The organism is Methylobacterium sp. AC832, assembly GCF_979256025.1.
In genome coordinates this window covers 49,851-66,905 of record NZ_CEEDMV010000002.1, presented here as the reverse complement: position 1 = coordinate 66,905, position 17,055 = coordinate 49,851, and the positions used below count along the sequence as shown (strand labels likewise).

Genomic DNA, 17,055 nt, shown 5'->3' with positions numbered 1-17,055 from the left:
CTCCCTGGGCATCGCTTCTTTGCGCGATTGACAGTGATTATAGTGCAGTTTGTCCTGACGGGGAGCGCATGCCTGCACGCGGAACGCAAGCGCGTTGCCGCAGGACGGGCGCGAAAATTCGCAGATCCCCGAACATTCGCGGACCGTCAGAATTGACACGCCGTCTCGGGAAGGTCGACACCGAGGGTATCGAGTGGCGTGCGCTGATGGGTGAACCCCTGTTCGGGCGCCACGGTCACCATGGCCTTGGGCTGCACCACGATGATCGGCTGGCGCAGCTGATGGTCCCAGGGACGGTAGGTCAGCGAGACGCCCTTGTAGGCGGGCAGGCTGAAGGCCGGGTCGGCGAAGTAGGGTGCGAGCACGGCCGGATCGGCGGTCTTCTTCTGCGTCGCCGCCTCCCCCACCGAGCGCACGGCCGCCCAGACCTGGTAATCGAGGGGCCGCATCAGCCGGCCGGCGAGACGCCGGAAGCGGTTCTGCGCCTGCGCCGCCCCCCAGGTCTCCAGAGTCGGGTGCCAGGTGGCCGCGATGAGCCCCTGCGTTCCCGCGACCGGCCGGGGGTCCACCGTGCGGAAAGGGACGTAGTCGCCCCAATCATTGGCCTCGTCGGCGACGATGGCGAGGTCGTAATCGACGCCTCGGGTGAAGACCATCGCCTCGGAGCGGGTCGGCGTGTCGCCCCGCGCCTTGGCGAGAGGGCCGAAGGTCCAGGGCTTCTCGGCGGTGATCTTCAGGGAGAACTTCTTGGCCGAGGCCCGGAACGCGTCGGCATAGAGCTTGTCGTTGTCGTTGGGGCCGACAATTAGGAACATCTTGCGCCAGCGCATCAGCGTGAAGAATTGCGCCAGCGCGTCGGTCTGCATCGCCCGGCTGGGGATCACGTGGAAGACGTTTTTGCGGCACTCGGCGCCGCGCAGGCGGTCGTCGGGCGCGGCGGTGTTGAACACGGTCACGCCCTCCCCTTTGACCGCGTCGGCGACCGCCAGAACCTCGTCGGCCGGCAGCGCCAGGACGAGATAACGGATCCCCTTGCCAACGAGATCGCGGGCGGCGTCGACGGCGCTTTTCCCTTCCGCGAGGGCGACCTCGTCGAGTGCGTAGGTCTGCTTGGTGAAGCGGCCGGTCGTGTTGTTGTCCTTCACCGCCATGCGGGCGCCGGCGACGCCCTCATCCTCCGGCGCGGCCTCGGCATCGTAAGAGGACGGCGCGATCTCGGGCCGGTAGATCAGGCCGATATGGGTGTCACCCGGAGCGGCCGCCGCCGCCTGCGCGGAGGCCGCCGGTTCCTGCGCCACCGCGAGGGACGCCGTGCCGCCGAGGCTGAGCGTGAGGACGAGGGCGGCGGATCGGGAGAGGAGCGATGCGTTCATACGGTCGGCACGCTAACAACATTGCGCGGATACGCTCAATCGCGGAAGCATAAGGAAACCCTAAGGCGCGGCGGAGCGTCGCTTGCGCGCCGATGAGCGCGAATACACGCGAGATCGCTCGGAGCGGGCGAGCCGATTTGCACGACTTGTCAAATCCGGTCACTGCTCGACTTTCAAGGCACGGGCGCGGTGTCCGCCGCAGGCCGCATCGATCGTGACACAGGTTCGCCATGTCCCCATTCGTCAGGTCTCGTCGCGCCAAGCCCATGGTTTCATTGCCACTCCCCAGCCTCGGACACGCGGTGGCGCGGGCCGCCGTGCTCGCGATTCTGGCGGGTCCGGTATTGGTGGAACCGGCCCTCGCCGCCCCCGACAAGGCGGCGATCTTCGGGATCGAACTCAACGATCCGGGTGTGGTCGGCGGTCGCAAGGCGCGTCCCGACGAAGCTCGACGCCTCGCCCTGGTCACGGAGGAGCTCCGCAAGGCGCTCACCGCCAGCAATGCGGTGGAGGTCGTGGACGTGGCGCCCCAGGCCGCCGAGATCGCCAAACAGGCTCCCCTCTTCAAATGCGAGGGCTGCGCCGCCACCATTGCCAAGAGCCTCGGGGCCGATCTTGCCGTCAACGGTTTCGTGGAGAAGGGCTCCAACCAGATCTTCAATCTCTACGTCCTTATCTCGGACGCCGCTTCCGGCAAGGTCGTGCGGGCTGGACAGGTGGTGATCCGGGCCGATACCGACGACACATGGGCCCATGCCATGCGATGGGTGGTCAAGAACCGTCTCCTGGCCGAACCCTTGCCCAACCGATCCTGAGTCTCCCGTTGCCCCATCATTCCGTGTCGAAGCCGATGTCATCCGATCTGCGCGCGCGTCCCCGCCTCCTCGTCAGCGTCCGCGACGCCGACGAGGCCGTGATGGCGGCACGGGCGGGCGCCGACCTCGTCGATGCCAAGGACCCCGTCCGGGGCGCGCTCGGGGCGCTCCCGGTCGAGACGGTCAGGGCGATCGTCGCGTCCATCGCGGACGAGGCCGTCAGCAGTGCGGTGGCCGGCGAGCCGCAGGACGCCGCCTCCCTGCCCGGATCGGTCGCAGCGATGGCCGGGACCGGGATCGGCTACGTCAAGGTCGCCGTGCGGGCCGATTTCGACGACGACGCCCTCGCCGCCGCGGCGCGGGCCGCCCCCGGCCGCCTGATCGCGGTTCTCTTCGCCGGAGCACCGATGCCGGACGACCTCGTCGGCCGCCTCGCCGGGGCGGGCTTTGCCGGGGTGATGATCGACACCGCCGCCAAAGACGGCCGGCGCCTCGGCGACCTCCTGCCCGCCCCTCGCCTCTCGGCCTTCACCGCCGACGCCCGCCTCCATGGCCTGCTCTCCGGTCTCGCGGGATCGCTGACGATCGCCGACATCGCCGTCCTCGCCGTGCACCGGCCGGATTATCTCGGCTTTCGCGGCGGCCTCTGCTTCGGCAGCGACCGGACGCGCGGCCTCGACGCGGAGCGCGTGGCCCTGGCCGTGCAGACTCTTCGCGGGCTCGACCGGCGGAACGCGGCGTGACGGGCGCGCCTCCCACCATCGTGAAGCTCGGCGGCAGCCTCGTCTCGGACGCGGCGCGGCTCGGACGGCTTCTCGGCGTCCTGGCGGATGGCGGCGAGGGCCGCTGCATCGTCGTGCCGGGCGGCGGTCCGTTCGCCGACGCGGTGCGTCAGGCCCAGGGACAACTGGGCTTCTCGGACGCCCTCGCCCACCGCCTCGCCCTCGATGCCATGGGCCGGATGGCGGAGGTGCTTTCGGAGGGCGAGCCGCGCCTCGCCATCGTGCGCAGCGTAATGGAAGCCCGCTCGGCCGAGGCGTCCGTCATCTGGGACCCCGTCGCGCTGAAAAACGGACACCCTTCCATCCCCGAGACCTGGGACGTCACGTCGGACAGCCTCGCCCTCTGGCTCGCCACCGAACTCGAGGCGCCCCGCTGCATCCTGGTGAAATCCATCGATCGCCCGGCGGGCGCCAGCCTGTCCGACCTCGTCCGGATGGGCGTGATCGATGCGGCCTTCCCCGCTTTCGCCGCGTCCTACGCTGGCGAGATCGTGATCCGGGGTCCGGGCGCCGATATCGTAAGGGCCGCCGCGTGAGCGCGCCCGAACATCTCGTCTTCATCACCGGCCGGATGGCGAAAGCTCGCCTGGAGAAGGTCGCCGCGACCCTGCCGGCCGAGCGCTTCACCTGGAGCATCGCCGATGCCGGTGTGAAGGTCGCCGCCCTGATGACCGAGGAGATCATCCGCCGTCGCGTGACGATCCCCGACGGTGCCACGCGCATCGTTCTGCCGGGCCGCTGCCGCGCCAATCAGGAGGCGTTGTCTGCCCATTTCGGCCTGCCGGTGGAGCGCGGGCCGGACGAGGTGGTCGACCTTCCGGCCTATCTCGGCCTCGCGGGACGCAACGTCGATCTCTCGCGGCACGATCTGCGCATCTTCTCCGAGATCGTCGATGCCTCGAAGATGAATCCCGAGCAGATTCTGGCCAAGGGCCTCGACCTGGCGCGACGCGGCGCCGACGTGATCGATCTCGGCGGCCTCCCCGACACCGAGTTCCCGCATCTCGAAGAGTGCGTACGCCTGCTGAAGGGGGCGGGCCTGAAGGTCAGCGTCGATTCCTTCTCCCTCGACGAGTTGACCCGCGGGGCGAAAGCCGGGGCCGACTTCCTGCTCAGCCTCAACGAGGAGACCCTGGACCTCGCCTTCGAGACCGATGCGGTGCCGATCCTGGTGCCGATGCGGCCCGACGACCTGCCCTCCCTCGACCGCGCCATCGAGCGCATGGAGAAGGCCGGCCGGCCCTACATGGCCGACCCGATCCTGGAGCCGATCCATTTCGGCTTCGTCGAATCGATCACGCGCTATCACGAGACGCGCAAGCGCTGGCCCGGCATCGAGATGATGATGGGCACCGGCAACCTCACCGAACTCACCGAGGCCGACAGCCTCGGCGTCACCGCCCTCCTCGTGGGCATGTGCTCGGAACTGTCGATCCGCAACGTCCTGATCGTGCAGGTCTCCAACCACACCCGGCGCACGGTGGAGGAGCACGACGCCGCCCGCCGGGTGATGTTCGCCGCAAAGGCCGATTCCGCCCTGCCCAAGGGCTACGGACGCCAATTGCTGGCCGTGCACGACAAGCGCCCCTTCGTGCAGACCCCGGAGGAGATCGCGGCCCAGGCGGCGGAGGTGCGCGACCCGAACTACCGCATCGCGGTGGCCGAGGACGGCATCCACGCCTTCAACCGCGACGTCCACACGATCGGCACCGACGCCATGGCGTTCTTTCCCGATCTCGATGTCGCCGCCGACGGGGCCCACGCCTTCTATCTCGGCGGCGAGCTGACCAAGGCCGAGACGGCCTGGCGCCTCGGCAAGCGCTACGTCCAGGACGAGCCCCTGCGCTGGGGCGTCGCCGCCGACGAGGAGGTGGAGGACACCACTGCCTTCAAGAAGGCCGGGCATACCAAGCATTCCGGCCCCAGCGGCGCGGAGCGCGCCACCCGCGATGCCGTGCCCCCGGAAGCGGGTGCGGCCAGGCCGGAGAGGATCGAGCCAGCCCCGAACGAGCCCCGCCGGTCGCGGGCCGGCGATGCGCTCTCGGACGAGGGCGGCCGCATCGTCTGCGGAAAATTCGTCCCGAACGACCGGCCCGACCAGAGCGGCGAGTCCTGATCCGATGCCGTTGATCCTCGAGACCATCGTCACCACCACCTCGCCCTCCGGCGACCTGCATCTCGTACCCTTCGGCCTCATCCGCGAGGGCGAGGATTGGGTGCTGGCCCCGTTCCGGCCCTCCCCCACCATCCTCAACCTCGAGGCCAACCCGGTCTTCGCCGCGTCGAGCCCGAGCGACGTGCGGGTGATCGCCGGCGCGGTCACCGGGCGGCGCGACTGGGCCACCCTGCCCTGCGACCGCATCCCGGGCCGGCGCCTCGCCGAGAGCTTCGGCCATGCCGAGTTCGAGGTGATCTCTGTGGAGGACGATGCGACGCGCCCGCGCTATCGTGCCCGCATGGTACACAGCGCCAGCCATATGCCGTTCTTCGGCTACAACCGGGCTCAAGGTGCGGTGCTGGAGGCGGCGATCCTGTCGACGCGCCTGCACATGCTGGAGCCGGACAAGATCCTGACGGAGATGCGCTACCACGCCATCGCGATATCCAAGACAGCCGGGCCCGCCGAGCGCGAGGCCTGGGACTGGATCGAGGACAAGGTCGCCGCTGCCCTCGGGCGCGACGAACCGGTTCTCGCACGAGCCCCCCAAGCACCCTAGAAGGTGCGTTCCCGAGGAGACAGGGTTGATGAGATTCAAGACGCTGGCCGCCGTGGCGGCGCTCGCCACGGTATCCTACGCGGCGCAGGCCCATGGCCCGACCCGCCAGAAGGTCTCGCAGACCATCGAGATCAACGCCCCGGCCGACAAGGTCTGGGCCGTGCTCGGCAACTTCCAGGATGGCAGCTGGATTCCCGTGGTCGAAAAGACCGAGGGCAAGGGCGGCAACGAGGTCAAGGCCACCCGCGTCCTGACCCTCAAGGGCGGCGCCACGGTCGAGGAAGAGCTCGCCAAATACGACGCCGAGAAGAAGACCTACATGTACCGGATCACCAAGGTGGACGTGAAGACGCTGCCGGTGAACGACTATTCCTCGACCATCGAGGTCGAGGGCGACGGCGCCAAGTCCAAGGTGACGTGGCGCGGCGCGTTCTACCGCGGCTACATGAACAACGATCCGCCGCCGGACCTGAACGACGAGGCTTCCAAGGCGGCCGTCCTCGGCCTCTACAAGGCCGGCCTGGATAACGTGAAGGCCAAGGCCGAGAAGGGCTCTTGAGCCTGTTTTACCCTAGGGCCTCGGATCCGGTGGTTCGTACCGGACCGAGTGGCGACGCGCTCCTCCCTCCCCCTTGTGGGGAGGGACCGAGGGTGGGGGTGCTTCCGCCAGCCTCCGCAGCAGGAGGGTCCCCCAACCACCCCCACCTCCAACTCCTCCCCACAAGGGGGAGGAGAGTGGCGCAGGTCGTCGGCCTGCTCCTCACCCTGACCAACGCCCCCGCCCTCGCCGACGAGGCCCTGATCACGGCGCAGGGGGCCAACATCCTCGCCTTGGTCGATCTCGACACGCAGGTCGTCACCGCCCAGATCCCGGTGGACGGGGCGCCGGCCGGCATCGCCCTGTCGCCCGATCGCAAGACCGCCTACGTCACCCGCCCCGAGGGCCACGGCCTCGCCATCGTCGATCTCGACGCCCGCGCAGTGACGGGCACGCTCGCCCTGCCCGGCGGCCCGCTCGGCGTCGCCGTCAATCCGAAATCCGGGGCAGTCTACGTGGCCGACTGGTACGGCAGCCGCATCTTCGTGGTCTCGGCCGACGGTTCCAAGATCGAGACCGAGATCCAGGTGGGCGCCTCGCCCTCGGGCATCGCGGTGACGCCGGACGGCGCCACGATCCTGGTGGCCAACCGCGAGGGCAATTCCGTCTCCGTGGTCGATGCGGCCACCGCCACCGAGACGGTGAAGATCCCGGTCGGCGAGCACCCGTTCGGCATCACCCTCGATGAGACCGGCACCCGCGCCTACACCGCCAACGTCATGTCGAACGACGTCTCCGTCATCGATGTGGCCGGACGGCGGGAATTCGGCCGGGTCACCACCGGCGAGCGGCCCTATGTGGTGGCCCTCACCGCCACGCGCGGCTTCGTCACCGACCAGTATTCGAACACCGTCACGGTGTTCAACCTGAAGACCCTCACCAACGTGGCTGCCATCGAGGTGGGCGACCACCCGGAAGGCATCGCCGCCTCCCGCGACGGCAGCCGCCTCTATGTAACCAACTGGGGCTCCAACACCCTCGGCGTCATCGACGCCACGACGCTGAAGGTGATCAAGGACATCCCGGTGCCGGACGGCCCGCGCTCGTTCGGGGACTTTTTGCGGTAGCGCGCGCATCCGCGCGGGCGGTGCTATGGCATTCCCACACCTGCTTTTTCAGGCAGAACGCGTCCCTCTCCCCCTTGTGGGGAGAGGTTAGGAGTGGGGGTGGCTCCGCCAGCCTCCGAAGGATCAGGGTCGCCCAACCACCCCTACCTCCAACTCCTCCCCACAAGCTCGATGAATCTCGGGCAGGTCCGCGATCCGCTGGGGAGGAGGGCAGGACAGCGCATCCCGCGAGATGGGAGAACCAGTAGGCAGGCGGCGAGAGAGACGGACACTCGTCCTCCCTATGACACCAGCGACACGGCTCCGCTGCCATGCCGCTCGATCCGGCCGTCGAGTTCGAGTTCCAGCAGCGTCGTCTGGACGATGCGCACGCTGAGGCCCGCCGCGCGGGCGAGATCGTCGGTGCCGATGGGGGTCGGGCTGAGATAGGCGATGAGGCGGGCGCGGTCGTCGGCGGGTTCCGCCTCCTCGGGCTCCAGCCCCTCAAGTTTCTCCTCCGCCTCGGGGGCCGGGCCGCCGATTCCGTCGAGCTCGTCCCAGAAGATCGGGGCGTCGGCGAGATCGGGCCGGTCGAGGGCCAATTGTCCGGCCCCCTGCTCGAAATCCCCGCGCCCGAGCAGCGGCGCGATGGCGGAAGTGACGTGCTCCACCTCCGAGACCAGGGTCGCGCCCTGGCGGATGAGGTCGTTGGTGCCCTCGGCGCGCGGGTCGAGGGGCGAGCCGGGCACGGCGAAGACCTCCCTGCCCTGTTCGAGGGCGAAGCGCGCGGTGATGAGCGAGCCCGAGCGCCGCGCGGCCTCCACCACCACGGTCCCATAGGCGAGGCCGGAGATGATGCGGTTGCGCCGGGGAAAGTCCCGGCCGCGGGGCTCCCAGCCCATGGGCATCTCGGCCAGCACCGCGCCGCCGGAATCGAGAATGCTTTCCACCAGGGCCTGATGATTGGCCGGATAGATCCGGTCATGGCCCCCGGCGAGCACCGCCACCGTCCCCGAGGCCAGGGACGCCTTGTGCGCGCGGGCATCGATGCCGCGCGCCAGCCCCGAGACCACCACGAGGCCGGCCTCGCCGAGGCCCCGCGCCAGACGCTCGGTGAAGCCGAGGCCGGCGGCCGACGCGTTGCGGGAGCCGACGATGGCGATGGCGGGCCGGGAGAGGATCGCCGCCTGCCCCCGGATCGCGATCAGGGGCGGCGCCGAATCGGCGGCCTGGAGCAGCTTAGGGTAATCGTCCTCGCCCATGGCCACGAGGCGGGCCCCGATCCTGGCCGCCGCCTCCAATTCGGCTTCCGCCTGCGCCCGCGTCACCGGCACGACGCGCTTGGCCCCGCGCTTCGCGAGGTCCGGCAGGGCTTCCAACGCCGCGCCGGCTCCGCCGAACCGGTTGATCAGGGTGCGGAAGGTGCGCGGGCCGACGCCTTCGGTGCGGATCAGCCGGAGCCAGTCGAGGCGCTGGGCGGGGTTGAGTTGCATGCCCATGCCCCGGACCTCCCTCGACGGAAGGTCAGCCCTTCTGCCCGATCCGCCCCTCGGAGCCGTCGAGCAGTCGGCGGATGTTGGGAGCGTGCTTCCACCATAGCAGGATCGCGAGCATGAGGAAGAGCAGCGCAACCGCAGGCTGTCCCGCCACCCACAGGACGATGGGTGTCGCGGCCGAGGCGGCAAGCGCGGCGAGCGACGAGTATTTCAACGTGAAGGCGAGGCAGAGCCAGATTGCCGCGAAGGCGGCGAGCCCGATGGGGCTGAAGGCGAGGAGCACGCCGAGGAAGGTGGCGACGCCCTTGCCGCCCTTGAACCCGAGCCAGACCGGGAAGAGGTGGCCGAGGAAGGCGCCGAGCCCGGCCGCCAAGGCCGCACCTTCGCCGAATTGTTTCGCCGCCAGCACGGCGAGGGTACCCTTCAGCGCATCGCCGAGCAGGGTCGCGGCGGCGAGCCCCTTGCGGCCGGTGCGCAGCACGTTGGTGGCACCGATATTCCCCGAGCCGATGGCGCGGACGTCGCCGAGGCCGGCAAAACGCGTGACGATCAGCCCGAACGGGATCGAGCCGGCGAGATAGCCGCCGGCGAGGCTCGCGAGCAGGAGAGGCCAGCCGGCATCGAGGACGGGGGTCACGCCGCCGCCTCCGTACCCTGCGCGGCCCGGTAGACGACGTGCCCGCCGACCATGGTCAGGATTGCAGCACCTTGCAGCCGCGCCTCGTCGAAGGGCGAGTTCTTGGAGCGCGACTTGAGGCGCCGCTTGTCGAGCACGTAGGGCAGGTCGGGATCGATCAGCACAAGATCGGCCGGCGCGCCGACGGCGAGACGCCCGGCCTCGCGCCGCAGGATCGCCGCCGGGGTGACGGTGAGGGCCTCCAGCAGGCGAGGCAGCGCCACGTCGCCGGTATGGACGAGGCGGAGCGCCGCGCCAAGCAGGGTCTCGATGCCGAGCGCCCCATCGGCGGCCTCGGCGAAGGGCAGGCGCTTGGTCTCGACATCCTGGGGATTGTGGTCGGAGACGATGACGTCGATCACGCCCTCGTTCAGGGCCTCCACCAAAGCGAGGCGGTCGGTCTCGTGCCGCAGCGGCGGCGAGAGCCGGCAGAAGGTGCGGTAATGGCCGATATCGCCCTCGTTGAGGACGAGGTTGTTCACCGAGGCGCCGCAGGTCACGGGCAGGCCGTCGTGCTTGGCCCGCCGCACGATCTCCACCGAATCGGCACAGGAGATCATGGCGGCGTGGTAGCGGCCGCCGGTGAGGCGAACGAGGCGGATGTCGCGCTCCAGCATCACCGTCTCGGCCTCCCGCGGGATGCCGACGAGGCCGAGCCGCGAGGCCATCTCGCCCTCGTTCATCACGCCCTCGCCGACGAGGTCGGGCTCCTCCACGTGCTGCATCAGCAGGGTGTCGAAATCGCGAGCATAGGTGAGCGCGCGGCGCATCACCTGGGCGTTGCGAACGGCCTTGAGGCCGTCGGTGAAGGCGACGGCTCCCGCCTCCTGCAACAGGCCGAACTCGGTCATCTCCTGGCCGGCCAGCCCCTTGGTGATGGCGGCGGCCGGCAGGACGGTGACGCAGGCCGTGTCGCGGGCGCGGCGCAGGACGAAATCGACGATGGCCGGCCCGTCGATGACCGGGTTGGTGTCCGGCATGCAGACGAGGGTGGTGACCCCGCCGGCCGCCGCCGCCGCGCTGGCGCTGGCCAGGGTCTCACGGTGCTCGGCGCCCGGCTCGCCGACGAAGGCACGGAGATCCATGAGGCCGGGGCTCAGGACATGGCCGCCGCAATCGACGATCTCGGCGCCCTCAGGGGCAGCGGGTGACGCACCCCAGGCGATGTCGGCGATGCGGCCGTCCTGGACGAGGACATGGCCCGGCCCCTCGCGGCTCGTAGCCGGATCGAGGAGGCTGGCATGGGTGAGGAGGACGTGTCCGGTCATGACCATCAGGCGTTCGGCAGATGCGTCGCGAGGGCTTCGAGGACCGCCATGCGGACGGCGACCCCCATCTCCACCTGCTCGCGGATCAGGGATTGCGCCCCGTCGGCGATCTCGGACGAGATCTCGACGCCGCGGTTCATGGGTCCCGGATGCATCACCAGGGCGTCGGGCGCGGCCAGCGCCAGCTTCTCGGCATCGAGGCCGAAATAACGGAAATACTCCTTCACAGAGGGCACGAAGGAGCCGTTCATGCGCTCGCGCTGGAGCCGCAGCATCATCACGATGTCGCAGCCCTCAAGGCCCTTTCGCATGTCGGTGAAGACCTCGACGCCGAAACGCTCGATCCCGGTGGGGAGCAGGGTCGAGGGGCCGATGACCCGCACGCGGGCGCCGAGCGCCTGGAGCAGGATGATGTTGGAGCGGGCGACGCGGCTGTGCAGGACGTCGCCGCAGATCGCGACCCGCAGCCCCTCGATCCGCCCCTTGTTGCGGCGGATGGTGAGCGCGTCGAGGAGGGCCTGGGTCGGGTGCTCGTGGGCGCCGTCGCCGGCATTGACCACCGAACAATCCACCTTGCGGGCCAGGAGATGCACGGCCCCGGCGGAGTGGTGGCGCACGACGATGATGTCGGGCCGCATGGCGTTGAGGGTGGCGGCCGTGTCGATGAGGGTCTCGCCCTTCTTCACCGAGGAAGAGGCCACCGACATGTTCATCACATCGGCGCCGAGACGCTTGCCCGCGAGCTCGAACGAACTCTGGGTGCGGGTCGAGGGCTCGAAGAACAGGTTGATCTGGGTGCGGCCGCGCAGGGTGGTGCGCTTCTTCTCCACCTGGCGGGAGAGGGCCACGGCATCCTCCGCCCGGTCGAGGAGGGCCTCGATATCGGGGCGCGACAGCCCCTCGATGCCGAGAAGGTGCCGATGGGGGAAGGAGGCGGGTGCGACGGTCATTCTGAGACCATGGCTATAGGGAGGCGGACGGGGAGCGGCAAGGAGCCCGGCAAGAAGTCCGAGACGTGTAACCTTTCCACCCCCTGGCTCGTAGTCTCGCCGAGCATGCGCGCACCCGGCGATTCGGGATGGGCGCGAGACGTGATCGAGGCCGGAGTCCGCCCCTTGGCAGCCAGCACGACGAGACGGCCCGACGAGCGGATCGAGACGATCCACCGCCGCTGGATCTTCCGCCACCCCATGGTGATCCGGGCCGCGCACTGGATCAACCTCGTCTGCCTCGCCGTGCTGCTGATGAGCGGGCTGCAGATCTTCAACGCCCATCCGGCTTTGTACTGGGGCTCGGCCTCGACCTTCGACGCGCCGCTCCTCGCCATCACGAACGACGAGACGGCGGAGGGCGCGGCGCGGGGGATCGTCAGGATCGGCGATCACGCAATCGACACGACCGGCTGGCTCGGCCTCTCCACCGTGCAGGGACAGGCCACGGGCCGGGCCTTCCCCGTCTGGATCACCCTGCCGTCGCAGCAGGACCTCGCCACCGGGCGCCGCTGGCACTTCCTGTTCGCCTGGGCTTTCGTGATCAACGGGCTGATCTATCTCATCTACGGCCTCGAGAGCGGCCAGTTGCGCCGCCGGATCGTGCCTCAGAGAGACCAGTTGCGGAATTTCGGCGGCTCGGTCCGCGAGCACCTCACCCTGACCTTCCCGAAAGGCGACGAGGCCCGGCGCTACAACACGCTGCAGAAACTGAGCTATTTCGTCGTCATCGTCCTCCTCCTGCCGCTGATGCTGCTCACGGGCCTCGCCATGTCGCCGGGTTTCAATGCCGTGCTGCCCCTGCCCGCCCTGTTCGGCGGCCGGCAATCGGCGCGGACAGTCCATTTCATCGTCACGAACCTGCTCGTGCTCTTCACCCTCGTCCATGTGGCGCTGGTGCTGGTCTCGGGGGCCTGGAACAACCTGCGCGGCATGGTCACCGGCTGGTTCGTGATCGAGACCACCAAGACCTCCGATCCGGGCAGGACTTCCTATCCGGGCAAGACCTCCGATCCGAGGAAGGGCCGATGACGCGCGCTCCCAACCGTCGCGGCATCCTCACCGGCGCAGCCGGCCTGCTGGGTGCTGCCCTCCTCGGCGGCTGCGACCGCATCGCCGGCACCGGTTGGGGACGGCGCACGCTGAAGCTCGGGGAGGATGCCAACCTGTTCGTGCAGCGCCTGCTGCTGACGCCCACCTCCCTTGCCCACGAGTTTTACGAAGGTGACATCTCGCCCTGGTTCAAGCCGAACGGGACGATCGACCCTCCGGACGACGACTACAAGACCCTGGCCAAGGCCGGGTTCGCGACCTTCAGGCTGAAAATCGACGGCCTCGTCGAACAACCGCAGGACCTGTCCCTCGCGGATCTGCGCGCCCTGCCCTCCCGGACCCAGATCACCCGGCACGATTGCGTCGAGGGGTGGAGCGCCATCGGCAAGTGGACGGGCGTTCCGCTCGGCGAAGTCCTGACCCGGGCGAGGCTGAAACCGAATGCGCGCTACGTCGTGTTCCATTGCGCCGACACGATGGAGATGGCCGGTGGCGGTCTCGAGGGTGGGGACGTGGCGGAGATAGAGGCCGGCGATGGCGGTCCGAACGGTCGTCCGATCCGGTACTACGAGAGCATCGACCTCACCGACGCCTTCCATCCGCAGACGATCCTGGCCTACGACATGAACGGCAAGGCCCTGCCCGTCTCGAACGGCGCGCCCCTGCGCCTGCGGGTCGAGCGGCAGCTCGGCTACAAACACGCCAAATACGTCATGCGGATCGAGGTCGTGGACAGCCTGTCCGGGATCGGAGACGGCCAGGGCGGTTATTGGGAGGATCGCGGCTACGAATGGTATGCGGGGATCTGACAGGTACCGGATCTTGCAAAGGCCCGGGCTCCTTCCGATTTGACAACCCCGCGCCCTTGACCCACTTGTCCCCCGCCAAGCGCCGGGCCGGCCATGGTGCCAGGCCATGTTTTACGTCTTGCACACAATTTGTGAGTCCCGACGGGTGTGAACCCCGCCGGCTGCGAGCCCCGGCGGCAGCTCGGGCGCTGACGAGAGGCTGATCCGCACATGAAAGTCGTCGTCGTCGAGTCGCCGGCCAAGGCCAAGACGATCAACAAATATCTCGGCCGCGACTACGAGGTGCTCGCCTCGTTCGGCCATATCCGCGACCTTCCGGCGAAAGACGGCTCCGTCGACCCGGAGGCGGATTTCCGCATGCTTTGGGAGCTCGACGACCGCGGCTCGAAGCGCGTTTCGGAGATCGTCAGGGCACTGAAAGGTGCCGACGGCCTGATCCTCGCCACCGATCCGGATCGCGAGGGCGAGGCCATCTCATGGCACGTCGTCGAGGCTCTGAACGCCCGCAAGGCGATCAAGGGCATGCCTATCGAGCGCGTGACCTTCAACGCCATCACCAAGGCGGCGGTGGACACCGCCATGCGCAACCCGCGCCAGATCGACCAGGCCCTGGTCGACGCCTATCTGGCGCGCCGGGCACTGGATTATCTCGTCGGCTTCAACCTCTCGCCGGTCCTGTGGCGTAAGCTGCCCGGAGCCCGTTCGGCCGGCCGCGTCCAGTCCGTGGCCCTGCGCCTCGTCTGCGAGCGCGAGCGTGAAATCGAGACGTTCAAGCCCCGCGAATACTGGTCTCTGGTCGCGACCTTGGTGACCCAGGAGGGCGCGGTGTTCGAGGCGCGTCTCGTCGGTGCCGACGGCAAGCGCATCCAGCGTCTCGACGTCGGCAACGGCGAGGACGCCGCCGCGTTCAAGCGCGACCTCGAACTCGCCACGTTCGAGGTCGGCAGCGTGGAGGCGAAGCCCGCCAAGCGCCACCCCGCCCCGCCCTTCACCACCTCGACGCTCCAGCAGGAGGCCTCGCGCAAGCTCGGCCTCGCTCCCGCCCAGACCATGCGCGCCGCGCAGAAGCTCTACGAGGGTGTCGAGATCGGCGGCGAGACGGTGGGTCTTATCACCTACATGCGGACCGACGGCGTCGACATGGCGCCGGAGGCCATCGCCGATGCCCGTCGCGTCATCGGCAAGGAATACGGCGAGCGCTACCTCCCCACCGCGCCGCGCCGCTACAGCGCCAAGGCGAAGAACGCCCAGGAGGCCCACGAGGCCGTGCGTCCTACGGACATGAGCCGGCTACCGAAGTCGGTAGCCCGCTACGTGGATGCCGAACAGGCCAAGCTCTACGAGTTGATCTGGACCCGCACGGTGGCCAGCCAGATGGAATCGGCCGAGCTCGAACGCACCACGGTGGATATCGTCGCCTCCGTCGGCCCGCGCAGGATCGAGCTGCGGGCCACCGGTCAAGTGGTGAAGTTCGACGGCTTCCTGACCCTCTACCAGGAGGGCAAGGACGACGAGGAGGACGAGGACGGCAAGCGCCTGCCGCCGATGAAGGCGGGCGACGCGCTGAAGCGCGAGCGCATCGTCTCGACTCAGCACTTCACCGAGCCGCCGCCGCGCTATTCCGAGGCCAGCCTCGTCAAGCGCATGGAGGAACTCGGCATCGGCCGGCCCTCGACCTACGCCGCCGTGCTGCAGACCCTGCGCGACCGCGAATACGTGAAGATCGAGAAGAAGCGCCTGGTGGCCGAGGACAAGGGCCGCCTCGTCACCGGCTTCCTCGAGAGCTTCTTCAAGCGCTACGTCGAGTACGATTTCACCGCCGACCTCGAGACCCAGCTCGACCGGGTCTCGAATGCCGAGATCGACTGGCGTGAAGTGCTACGAGACTTCTGGCGGGATTTCTCGGCCGCGATCTCCGGAACCAAGGAGCTCCGCGTCACCGAGGTGCTGGACGCGCTGAACGATCTCCTCGGCGCGCATATCTTCCCCGAAAAGGCGGATGGCTCGAACCCGCGCACCTGCCCGACCTGCGGCTCGGGACAGCTGTCGCTCAAGCTCGGCAAGTTCGGCGCCTTCGTCGGCTGTTCGAACTACCCGGAGTGCAAGTACACCCGCCAGCTCGCCGCCTCCGGCGTCGAGGGCGAGGGCGATGGCTCGTCCGAGAACGGGGGCCAGCCGGGCACCCGCGTACTTGGCAACGATCCCGTCAGCGGCCTGCCGGTAACTTTGCGCGATGGCCGCTTCGGCCCCTTCGTGCAGCTCGGCGAGGCGTCGACGGAGAAGGGCGCGGAGAAGCCGAAGCGCTCCTCTCTGCCCAAGGGGCTCAGCCCCTCCGCGGTGGATCTGGAGAAGGCCCTGCGCCTGCTCTCCCTCCCCCGCGAAGTCGCCAAGCACCCCGAGACCGGTGAGCCGATCCTGGCCAATCTCGGGCGGTTCGGACCTTACGTCCAGCACGGGAAGATGTACGCCAATCTCGGCCGCGACGACGACGTGCTGGAGATCGGCGCCAACCGCGCCATCGATCTCATCGTTGCCAAAGAGCAGGGTGGCGGTCGTCGGGGTCCCGCCTCCGATCCCGGCCGCTCCCTCGGGGCGCATCCCGAGACGGGCAAGGCCATCGTGGTGAAATCGGGCAAGTACGGCCCCTACGTTACCGACGGCACCACCAACGCGACCCTGCCCAAGACCATGGCCGCCGAGGACATCGCCCTGCCCCAGGCGCTTGAACTGATCGCCGCCCGCGAAGCGGCGGGCGGCAGCAAGAAGAAGGCTCCGGCCCGCAAGACCGCGACCAAGACGGCTGCCAAGACCACGACCAAGGCGGGGACGGCGAAGGCTCCCGCCAAGAAGGCGGCGACCAAGGCGACGGCGGCCAAGGAACCGGCCGGGACGGCCGCGAAAAGCACGGCGACGGCAACAAAGACGAGTGCTGCCAAAACCACTACGGCGAAGAAGCCGGCCACGCGCAAGAAGGCCTGATCCATCGGCTCGCCTCTCCTCCCTGGAGGCGAGACCGACGCAACGACGATGCGCATCCCCCCTCTCCCTGCACTCGGCGAGAGGGGGGATGCTCCCGACGGCCCTGTCTTCCGCGACAACCCTACGCGTGCGAACGCCCTCATCCGCTCTTGCGTCCGCCCGCCGGTCTGGCGGACCATTGCCGGATTGTCATTCGCGGCTCGAGGCTTTCGCCCCATGCTGATCCTGCTCTCCATCTGCCTCGCGGCACAGCCCTCCCAGTGCAAGGAGGACAGGATCTCCCTGTCCTACGAGGCGACGAACCCGTTCATCTGCCTGCGCACCGCTCAGAGCGCGCTCGCCACTTGGCAGGAGAGCCACCCCGAATGGCACGTGACGCGGTGGCGCTGCGCGGCGCGGGAGAGCCTGCCGAAAGACCTGTGACCCGGTCCCATCTGTGATGGGTCTGGACGCC

General features: G+C 68.9%; 16 protein-coding genes. 11 read left to right on the top strand and 5 right to left on the bottom strand.

Annotated elements, in window-relative coordinates; genetic code table 11:
* Positions 1 to 146: 146 nt before the first annotated feature.
* Complete coding sequence (locus AC0IXR_RS07585) at positions 147 to 1,373, bottom strand: ABC transporter substrate-binding protein (protein ID WP_471760311.1); 1,227 nt, start codon at positions 1,371 to 1,373, stop codon at positions 147 to 149.
* A gap of 266 nt (positions 1,374 to 1,639) precedes the next feature.
* Between AC0IXR_RS07585 and AC0IXR_RS07580 the strand changes: the two genes are divergently transcribed.
* The 7 genes from AC0IXR_RS07580 (at position 1,640) to AC0IXR_RS07550 (ending at position 7,352) form a co-directional block, all read left to right on the top strand.
* Complete coding sequence (locus AC0IXR_RS07580; protein WP_471760781.1) at positions 1,640 to 2,188, top strand: DUF3280 domain-containing protein; 549 nt, start codon at positions 1,640 to 1,642, stop codon at positions 2,186 to 2,188.
* A 35-nt stretch (positions 2,189 to 2,223) separates the two neighbouring features.
* Positions 2,224 to 2,931 carry a (5-formylfuran-3-yl)methyl phosphate synthase gene (locus AC0IXR_RS07575; protein ID WP_311275160.1) on the top strand — a complete coding sequence of 236 codons (708 nt, stop codon included), beginning with the start codon at positions 2,224 to 2,226 and terminating at the stop codon, positions 2,929 to 2,931.
* Positions 2,928 to 3,506 carry an amino acid kinase family protein gene (locus tag AC0IXR_RS07570; RefSeq protein ID WP_471760310.1) on the top strand — a complete coding sequence of 193 codons (579 nt, stop codon included), beginning with the start codon at positions 2,928 to 2,930 and terminating at the stop codon, positions 3,504 to 3,506. The genes AC0IXR_RS07575 and AC0IXR_RS07570 overlap by 4 nt, the downstream gene beginning before the upstream one ends.
* Positions 3,503 to 5,086, top strand: coding sequence for a DUF6513 domain-containing protein (locus AC0IXR_RS07565; protein ID WP_471760309.1), 1,584 nt, complete (start codon positions 3,503 to 3,505; stop codon positions 5,084 to 5,086). Before AC0IXR_RS07570 ends, AC0IXR_RS07565 begins: the two co-directional genes overlap by 4 nt.
* Before the next feature lie 4 nt (positions 5,087 to 5,090).
* A complete protein-coding gene (locus tag AC0IXR_RS07560; RefSeq protein ID WP_056454114.1) occupies positions 5,091 to 5,687 on the top strand; it encodes a DUF447 domain-containing protein in 597 nt (198 codons plus the stop codon).
* A 28-nt stretch (positions 5,688 to 5,715) separates the two neighbouring features.
* Positions 5,716 to 6,246, top strand: coding sequence for an SRPBCC family protein (locus AC0IXR_RS07555; RefSeq protein WP_056424374.1), 531 nt, complete (start codon positions 5,716 to 5,718; stop codon positions 6,244 to 6,246).
* A gap of 176 nt (positions 6,247 to 6,422) precedes the next feature.
* Positions 6,423 to 7,352: a virginiamycin B lyase family protein gene (locus AC0IXR_RS07550; protein ID WP_471760308.1), complete on the top strand. Its 930-nt coding sequence runs from the start codon at positions 6,423 to 6,425 to the stop codon at positions 7,350 to 7,352.
* A gap of 281 nt (positions 7,353 to 7,633) precedes the next feature.
* Here the strand turns inward: AC0IXR_RS07550 and dprA are convergent, their stop codons facing one another.
* Genes dprA through AC0IXR_RS07530 form a run of 4 tightly spaced genes read right to left on the bottom strand, consistent with a single transcriptional unit; the run spans position 7,634 to position 11,721 of the window.
* A complete protein-coding gene (dprA, locus tag AC0IXR_RS07545) occupies positions 7,634 to 8,824 on the bottom strand; it encodes a DNA-processing protein DprA (protein ID WP_471760780.1) in 1,191 nt (396 codons plus the stop codon).
* A gap of 31 nt (positions 8,825 to 8,855) precedes the next feature.
* Complete coding sequence (gene plsY, locus AC0IXR_RS07540; RefSeq protein ID WP_471760307.1) at positions 8,856 to 9,464, bottom strand: glycerol-3-phosphate 1-O-acyltransferase PlsY; 609 nt, start codon at positions 9,462 to 9,464, stop codon at positions 8,856 to 8,858.
* A complete protein-coding gene (locus AC0IXR_RS07535; RefSeq protein ID WP_471760306.1) occupies positions 9,461 to 10,777 on the bottom strand; it encodes a dihydroorotase in 1,317 nt (438 codons plus the stop codon). The genes plsY and AC0IXR_RS07535 overlap by 4 nt, the downstream gene beginning before the upstream one ends.
* Positions 10,777 to 11,721 carry an aspartate carbamoyltransferase catalytic subunit gene (locus AC0IXR_RS07530; protein ID WP_311275153.1) on the bottom strand — a complete coding sequence of 315 codons (945 nt, stop codon included), beginning with the start codon at positions 11,719 to 11,721 and terminating at the stop codon, positions 10,777 to 10,779. Before AC0IXR_RS07530 ends, AC0IXR_RS07535 begins: the two co-directional genes overlap by 1 nt.
* Positions 11,722 to 11,886: 165 nt before the next feature.
* Between AC0IXR_RS07530 and AC0IXR_RS07525 the strand changes: the two genes are divergently transcribed.
* From AC0IXR_RS07525 to AC0IXR_RS07510, 4 genes are all read left to right on the top strand, one after another.
* Complete coding sequence (locus tag AC0IXR_RS07525; protein ID WP_471760305.1) at positions 11,887 to 12,792, top strand: cytochrome b/b6 domain-containing protein; 906 nt, start codon at positions 11,887 to 11,889, stop codon at positions 12,790 to 12,792.
* Entirely contained in the window at positions 12,789 to 13,622 is an 834-nt protein-coding gene (locus AC0IXR_RS07520) for a molybdopterin-binding protein (protein ID WP_471760304.1), read from the top strand. The genes AC0IXR_RS07525 and AC0IXR_RS07520 overlap by 4 nt, the downstream gene beginning before the upstream one ends.
* Before the next feature lie 210 nt (positions 13,623 to 13,832).
* The gene (topA, locus tag AC0IXR_RS07515) at positions 13,833 to 16,601 is read left to right on the top strand and encodes a type I DNA topoisomerase (RefSeq protein WP_471760303.1); all 2,769 of its coding nucleotides are present in this window, start codon (positions 13,833 to 13,835) and stop codon (positions 16,599 to 16,601) included.
* Positions 16,602 to 16,649: 48 nt separating this feature from the next.
* Entirely contained in the window at positions 16,650 to 17,024 is a 375-nt protein-coding gene (locus AC0IXR_RS07510) for a hypothetical protein (protein ID WP_471760302.1), read from the top strand.
* Positions 17,025 to 17,055: the final 31 nt, after the last annotated feature.